This is a genomic window from Lentilactobacillus parakefiri, assembly GCF_002157585.1.
Classification (GTDB): Bacteria; Bacillota; Bacilli; order Lactobacillales; family Lactobacillaceae; genus Lentilactobacillus; species Lentilactobacillus parakefiri.
Window position 1 is genome coordinate 1 of record NZ_BDGB01000059.1, and the last position, 7107, is coordinate 7107.

General features: G+C 41.9%; 6 protein-coding genes. All 6 read left to right on the forward strand.

Features of this window, described 5'->3' with window-relative positions; all coding sequences use genetic code 11:
- Positions 1-330 precede the first annotated feature (330 nt).
- Entirely contained in the window at positions 331-1665 is a 1335-nt protein-coding gene (gene tig / locus LPKJCM_RS06335; RefSeq protein WP_057963321.1) for a trigger factor, read from the forward strand.
- A gap of 154 nt (positions 1666-1819) precedes the next feature.
- Positions 1820-3067 (forward strand): ATP-dependent Clp protease ATP-binding subunit ClpX, encoded by a 1248-nt coding sequence (gene clpX, locus LPKJCM_RS06340; protein ID WP_174659017.1) that lies wholly within the window; start codon positions 1820-1822, stop codon positions 3065-3067.
- A gap of 86 nt (positions 3068-3153) precedes the next feature.
- Positions 3154-3738 carry a ribosome biogenesis GTP-binding protein YihA/YsxC gene (gene yihA / locus LPKJCM_RS06345; RefSeq protein WP_057963323.1) on the forward strand — a complete coding sequence of 195 codons (585 nt, stop codon included), beginning with the start codon at positions 3154-3156 and terminating at the stop codon, positions 3736-3738.
- Complete coding sequence (locus LPKJCM_RS06350; RefSeq protein WP_057963324.1) at positions 3735-4046, forward strand: nucleoside triphosphate pyrophosphohydrolase family protein; 312 nt, start codon at positions 3735-3737, stop codon at positions 4044-4046. Before yihA ends, LPKJCM_RS06350 begins: the two co-directional genes overlap by 4 nt.
- Before the next feature lie 193 nt (positions 4047-4239).
- Positions 4240-5535 carry an argininosuccinate synthase gene (locus LPKJCM_RS06355; RefSeq protein ID WP_057963325.1) on the forward strand — a complete coding sequence of 432 codons (1296 nt, stop codon included), beginning with the start codon at positions 4240-4242 and terminating at the stop codon, positions 5533-5535.
- Positions 5536-6918, forward strand: coding sequence for an argininosuccinate lyase (argH, locus tag LPKJCM_RS06360; protein ID WP_057963326.1), 1383 nt, complete (start codon positions 5536-5538; stop codon positions 6916-6918). It abuts the gene before it with no gap.
- The last annotated feature ends 189 nt before the right edge of the window (positions 6919-7107 follow it).

Genomic DNA, 7107 nt, shown 5'->3' on the forward strand with positions numbered 1-7107 from the left:
CTCACGAGTACCGAACACCTGAATGTTTGTGTCTGTAATTCCCCGTAATTTAAGTGTATTATCTAGTTGAGACATCTATTCCTACCCCGCTTATCTTGAGTTTCGTCGCTTAAAGCATAGCACTAGGGAGGCTTAGATGCCTTTTTTTGTTATCAAAAAGGGCCTAGTACTTTTGGAATGGAAATACTTTCCAACACCAAAAATTCTAGACCCTTTTATGTTTCAGGTTCATTTGAAATTAATTTTACATTTTATGATTAATACGTTAAAATAACAATGTTATGCAATTATGAAATTGTAAAAAATTCTTTTGGTCTCGGAGGAAAAAAGATGTCTGCAAAATGGGAAAAGAAAGGTACCAATGATGGCGAATTAACATTCGAAATCGGTACAGATTCAATCAAATCAGGATTAGATCGTGCATTTAAAAAGAATAAGAACAGCATTCGTGTCCCTGGCTTCCGTAAGGGAAAGGTTCCTCGTCAAATTTTCACTAAGATGTACGGTGAGGAAGCATTGTACGAAGATGCTCTCAACATTCTCTTACCTGATGAATACGAAAAAGCCGTTGAAGACGCTAAGATTGAACCAGTTGATCAACCTAAGATTAACGTTGAGTCAATGGAAAAGGGTAAGCCGTGGGTGATCAAAGCCAACGTCACTGTTAAGCCAGAAGTTAAACTTGGCGACTACCAAGGACTCAGTGTGCCTAAACAGAATACCCGTGTCTATCAAAAAGACGTTGACGCTGAATTGGAAAAGAAGCGTGAAAGCCAAGCAGAGTTGGTTCTTAAAGAGGACAAGGCTGCTGAAAAAGGTGACACTGTTGTCATCGACTTTGAAGGAACTGTTGACGGCAAGCCATTTGAAGGTGGCAGTGCTGAAAACCATTCTCTTGAGTTGGGTTCAAACTCATTTATTCCAGGTTTTGAAGATCAATTAATTGGTCACAAAGCTGGTGACGAAGTTGAAGTGAAGGTTACCTTCCCTAAGGACTACCAAGCTAAGGATTTAGCTAACAAAGACGCTATTTTTACAACCAAAATTCATGAAGTCAAAACGAAGGAATTGCCTAAATTAGACAATGACTTTGCCAAGGACGTTGACGAAGACGTTGATAGTCTTGATGAATTAAAGGAAAAGATCAAGGAAGACCTTAAGTCCCAGAAGAAGTCTGAAGCTCGTGATGCCATTGAAGATGCTGCAATCAGTGAAGCAACTGATAATGCTGAAGTTAAAGATATTCCACAAGCGATGATCGATGAAGATATTCAACGCCAAATGGATCAATATCTTGCAGGCATGCAACAACAAGGCATCAATCAGGATATGTACTTCCAGTTGACTGGAACTAAGCCTGAAGATCTTAAGAAGCAATTTGCTGACGGTGCCGAGAAGCGGGTTAAGACTAACTTGGTTCTTGAAGCAATTGTTGCCAAAGAGAAGATCGAGCCATCAGAAGACGATGTTAAGGCTGAGGTTAAAAATCTCGCTAAACAATACGGCATGAAGGAAGATGCTGTTCGCAGTGCATTGACTGACGACATGTTGAAGCATGATATCGCAATCAAGCAAGCAATTGACATGATTGTTGACTCATCAAAACAAGACGCCAAAGCAAAATCAACTGAAAAGGATTCTACCGAAGCCAGTTCAGAAAAATAGCTTTTTGCTTAATTAAAAGACCCGTTACTTTGACGGGTCTTTTTTTAGGGATAAAGCCGATTAATTGCAATTTGTATGTGGTATGGTAAAGTTACTCTTAGTTGATTACTGCTAATTGTATTTAAAGTCCATCTTGGATGGAGGAGTGAATAATTTGTTTGAAGATAATGAATCAAGCGGGCCTATTACTTGCTCGTTTTGTGGCAAAACACAGGATCAAGTGAAGAAAATCGTTGCTGGTCCCGGCGTTTATATTTGTAATGAATGTATTGATTTATGTAAAGAAATCATCGATGAGGAATTAGCACCTGAAAAATCATCAGGTGATTTACTCAAAGTTTTGACCCCAGCACAAATTTTGGATAAGTTAAATGAGTTTGTGATCGGTCAAGAAAACGCCAAGCGGACCCTTTCCGTTGCCGTATATAATCATTACAAACGGGTCAACGAAATGATTAGTGAACCTGATGATGACTTGGAACTCCAAAAGAGTAACATTTGTATCATTGGACCAACTGGTTCAGGTAAGACTTATCTGGCGCAAACCATGGCTAAAATTTTGAATGTTCCATTTGCAATTGCCGATGCGACGACACTGACTGAAGCAGGGTATGTTGGCGAAGACGTGGAAAACATTTTGCTGAAGCTCCTGCAGAACGCCGATTATGACGTTGAGCGGGCTGAACATGGCATTATCTACATTGACGAAATTGATAAAATTGCGAAAAAATCAGAAAATGTGTCGATTACTCGTGATGTTTCTGGTGAGGGTGTTCAACAAGCCTTATTGAAGATTCTTGAAGGAACAATTGCCAACGTTCCGCCTCAGGGTGGTCGTAAGCATCCTCAACAAGAATTTATTCAAATTGATACGACTAACATCTTGTTTATTGTTGGTGGTGCTTTTGATGGCATTGAAGGAATCGTCAAAAGCCGACTTGGAGATAAGACAATTGGTTTTGGGACTAACTCTGATGAGGCTGCCAATGTTGATGCCAAAAACATCATGCAATCAGTTATTCCTGAAGACTTATTGAAGTTTGGTTTGATCCCAGAATTCATCGGTCGCCTGCCAATCTTGACCGCTTTGGATAAACTTGACGAGCAGGATCTTGTCCGTATTTTGACCGAGCCTAAGAATGCACTGGTTAAGCAGTACAAGAAGTTAATTGAACTGGATGGTGCCGAGCTTGAGTTTGCACCCGGTGCACTGGAGAAGATGGCTCAACTTGCGATTGCCCGTGATACCGGTGCTCGTGGCCTTCGTTCAATTATCGAAGGCGTCATGCGTGACATCATGTTTGACCTACCAAGTCGAAACGATGTCTCTAAAGTTATCATTACGCCAGAGACTGTAACGGATCACAAAGAACCAGAATTAATCTTAAAACAAGCATCGTAATTCCTAGAAATCTGATGTAAACTTTAGATAGCTTATGTCAGATTTCTTTTTTATTAACACATTTTGTTCATTGAAGGAGTGGTTTCATGGAAGTTCACAACGTCGACCTTACGATTAGTGCTGTCGCAGAAAAGCAATACCCAAATACTCAGTTTCCAGAAATAGCGTTGGTAGGTCGGTCAAATGTGGGTAAATCTTCCTTGACCAATGTGCTAATCAATCGCAATAAATTTGCCCGCACATCGAGTCAGCCCGGAAAAACACAAACACTCAATTTCTACAACATTGAAGACAAACTGTATTTCGTGGATGTTCCGGGGTACGGTTATGCGAAAGCATCAAAGGCCAGTCGTGAAAAATGGGGCCGCATGATTGAAACTTATTTGACCAAGCGAGAACAGTTGCGCGGTGTGATTACCTTGGTTGACGGCCGTCACGCCCCAACTGATGATGTGTCGATGCACAACTGGTTAAAGTATTACAATATCCCAATGTTAACAGTTGCAACCAAAATGGATAAAATCTCGGGTGGCAAATGGAATAAGCAGGAATCGTTAATCAAAAAAACGTTGCAGTTGGATGATAATGAGCCGCTGATTTTATTCTCCGCTTTGACAAAAACAGGTAAAAACGAGATTTGGCGTTGGATTGAGGGGAGAATGAAACGATGAATTTTGATGACTATCAAAAGGCAGCCAATCGGACACTGATGGGTAACGAGCAGGTGTTGACGAACTGTGCGCTGGGGTTGACCGGAGAATCCGGTGAAGTCGCCGATTTGATTCGGAAATACACTTTTCAAAGTAAGAAGCTTGATCACGATGAATTAGTTAAGGAACTCGGAGACGTTTTATGGTACCTGTCCCAAATCTCGGAGTGGGCAGATATCCCATTTGATGAGGTTGCGACTGACAACATTAAACGACTTGAAAAGCGGTATCCAGCGCAGTCAGATGGCGTCAACCAAGTAAACATTTAAAGATCAATTATTCGGCAGTCATTGCTTGATGGCTGCTTTTTTTGAACCATTTTTTGGCAAAGAAACGCATCGTTTGCATATTTGACATAATATTTTCAATAAAAGTGAATAAAACACAAAAACAGTTGCATTAAATGAATATTGGTGTTAATCTCAATACATTGAATTTTTTAGAAGATAAGAGGGAATAGATATGTCAGAAAATAATAAAGTGATTTTAGCGTATTCCGGTGGTCTTGATACCTCCGTTGCCATTGCCTGGTTAAAAGACAAGGGCTACGACGTTGTGGCTTGCTGCATTAATGTTGGCGAAGGAAAAGACCTTGATTTTATCAAACAAAAGGCACTCAACGTCGGGGCCATTAAGGCCTATGTCATCGATGCACTCGATGAATTTGCGGATAACTATGCTGCTGTGGCTTTGAAGGCTAATGCCATGTACGAAGGCTCATACCCATTGATTTCAGCCCTGTCACGTCCTTTAATTTCAAAAACATTGGTTCAAATTGCCCATCAAGAGCATGCGGTTGCAGTTGCCCACGGTTGTACCGGTAAAGGAAATGACCAAGTGCGTTTTGAAGTTGCCATTCATGGCCTTGACCCTCAGCTTGAAGTGTTGAGCCCGGTTCGTGACTGGCACTGGTCACGTGAACAGGAGATTGAATACGCCAAGGATCACAATATTCCAATCCCAATCGACTTGGACTCGCCATACTCAATTGATGCCAACATTTGGGGCCGTGCGAATGAAGCTGGTATTTTGGAAGACCCATGGCAAAGTGCCCCTGAAGATGCATTTGCAATTACCAATCCGATTGAAAAGACTCCGGATACCCCCACTGAAGTTGAAATTAGTTTTGAAAAGGGGATTCCCACTGAGTTAAACGGCAAGAAAATGAAATTTGCCGATATTATCCAAGAACTCAATGAAACTGCCGGTGAAAACGGTGTTGGCCGAATCGACCATATTGAAAACCGTTTGGTTGGCATCAAGTCTCGTGAAGTGTATGAAGCCCCCGCTGCAACGGTCCTGTTAAAAGCTCATAAGGAGTTGGAGGATTTAACCTTCGAACGTGACTTGGCTCATTTCAAGCCAACTGTTGAAAAACAATTGAGTGAACTCGTATATAATGCCCTGTGGTTCTCACCATTGATGGATTCTATTCAGGCATTCATTGATAAGTCACAAGAGGTTGTCAACGGCGTGATTGAACTCCAATTGTTCAAGGGTAACGTGATGGTTCTTGGTCGAAAATCAGATTCCTCACTTTATGACAAGGATTTGGCAACTTATACCTCTTCTGATTCCTTTGATCAAGAAGCTGCTAAGGGCTTCATTAAGCTTTGGGGTCTCCCAACTCAGGTTTATCAACAAGTCGCCCTCAAAAATAAGAATGCACAGTTTGTTCAAGCCGTTACCAAGTCCCAATTAAAGGATAAGGTTACTGTTCACGATCAAAATTCTGCACACACGGGAGCGAAGAAATAAATGAGTACTAAGAAACTATGGGGCGGCCGGTTTCAGGAACAGGCAGCAGCATGGGTTGACCAATTTGGGGCCTCAATTTCGTTTGACCAATTAATGGCCGATGAGGATATTGAGGGTTCACTTGCCCATGTGAAAATGCTTGGGCATACCAAGATTTTGCCAATGGCGGATGTGGACCAAATTGTGACTGGCCTAAATGGACTGCGTGATGATCTTCACGCCGGCAAGCTGCATTTTACCGTCGAAAATGAAGATATTCATATGAATATCGAGTCTTTATTAACCGATCGAATCGGGCCGGTTGCTGGTAAATTGCATACTGCCCGTTCCCGAAATGATCAGGTGGCGACCGACTTTCATTTGTATTTGAAGAATCGACTGCCTCAAGTCATCGATGAAATCACCGTTTTGCAGAAAGCCCTTGTCGAAATGGCAGAGAAAAATGTCGAGACCATTATGCCGGGTTACACGCATTTGCAACATGCCCAACCGATTTCATATGGCCATTATCTAATGGCTTATTATCAGATGTTGAAGCGTGATAAGGAACGATTTACGTTTAATATGAAACATACGGACATCATGCCCCTGGGTGCGGCAGCACTTGCTGGGACGACTTTTCCAATTGATCGTGAGTATACGGCCAAAGAATTGGATTTTGGACAAATTTATCCAAATTCTCTAGACGCCGTTTCTGACCGTGACTTTGCCCTGGAATTTTTGAGCAACAGTTCAATTTTGATGATGCACCTGTCCCGTTTCTGTGAAGAAATCAGTATGTGGGTTAGCCACGAGTTCAAGTATCTTGAATTAAGTGATGCTTATACCACTGGCAGCTCGATCATGCCGCAAAAGAAGAATCCGGATATGGCGGAGCTCATCCGCGGGAAATCCGGCCGGGTGTATGGCCACTTAATTGGATTGCTATCAACTATGAAATCCTTGCCGTTAGCCTATAATAAGGATCTTCAAGAAGACAAGGAAGGCACTTTTGATACGGTTAAAACGTTATTACCTTCTTTAAAGGTGTTCAATGGGATGTTGAAGACCGCCAAACCCAATGTTGAGCGAATGAAGCAGGCCACCGAGAATGATTTTTCCAATGCCACCGAACTTGCTGATTATTTGGCTGCTAAAGGGATTCCATTCCGAGAAGCCCACGGGATTGTTGGTAAACTGGTTTTAAAGGGCATAGAAGCCCACCAGAACCTCCAAGACATGTCCTTAGAGGAATTACAGTCAGCTTCACCTAAAATCGAAGAGGACGTCTATCACGACCTTAAATCAGAAATTGCTGTTGAACGCCGTCATTCATTCGGAGGAACCGGCTTTGACCAAGTCCGTTTACAGATTAAAACAGCTAAACAGGAACTTGGCGAATAGTAGTTGAGATGGTTATTCTCTGACAAATTAAAGAGGCTGGGACATAAGTCCCGCCGATAAATAAACTGAGCCGCATTTTCCGGTTCTTCGTCAACTGTTGTTGGTGAACAAAATATTGGAGTTCTAATCACTTGGTGATTAGAGCTCTTTTTGTATGAACTCGAAAAGCAAACAGTACTCTGGGCCGGA

What these genes read in the sequence shown, in the direction of transcription:
- tig (WP_057963321.1), top strand. Translation starts at nt 331, where the DNA reads ATGTCTGCAAAATGGGAAAAGAAAGGTACCAATGATGGCGAATTAACA.
- yihA (WP_057963323.1), top strand. Translation starts at nt 3,154, where the DNA reads ATGGAAGTTCACAACGTCGACCTTACGATTAGTGCTGTCGCAGAAAAG.
- LPKJCM_RS06350 (WP_057963324.1), top strand. Translation starts at nt 3,735, where the DNA reads ATGAATTTTGATGACTATCAAAAGGCAGCCAATCGGACACTGATGGGT.
- LPKJCM_RS06355 (WP_057963325.1), top strand. Translation starts at nt 4,240, where the DNA reads ATGTCAGAAAATAATAAAGTGATTTTAGCGTATTCCGGTGGTCTTGAT.
- argH (WP_057963326.1), top strand. Translation starts at nt 5,536, where the DNA reads ATGAGTACTAAGAAACTATGGGGCGGCCGGTTTCAGGAACAGGCAGCA.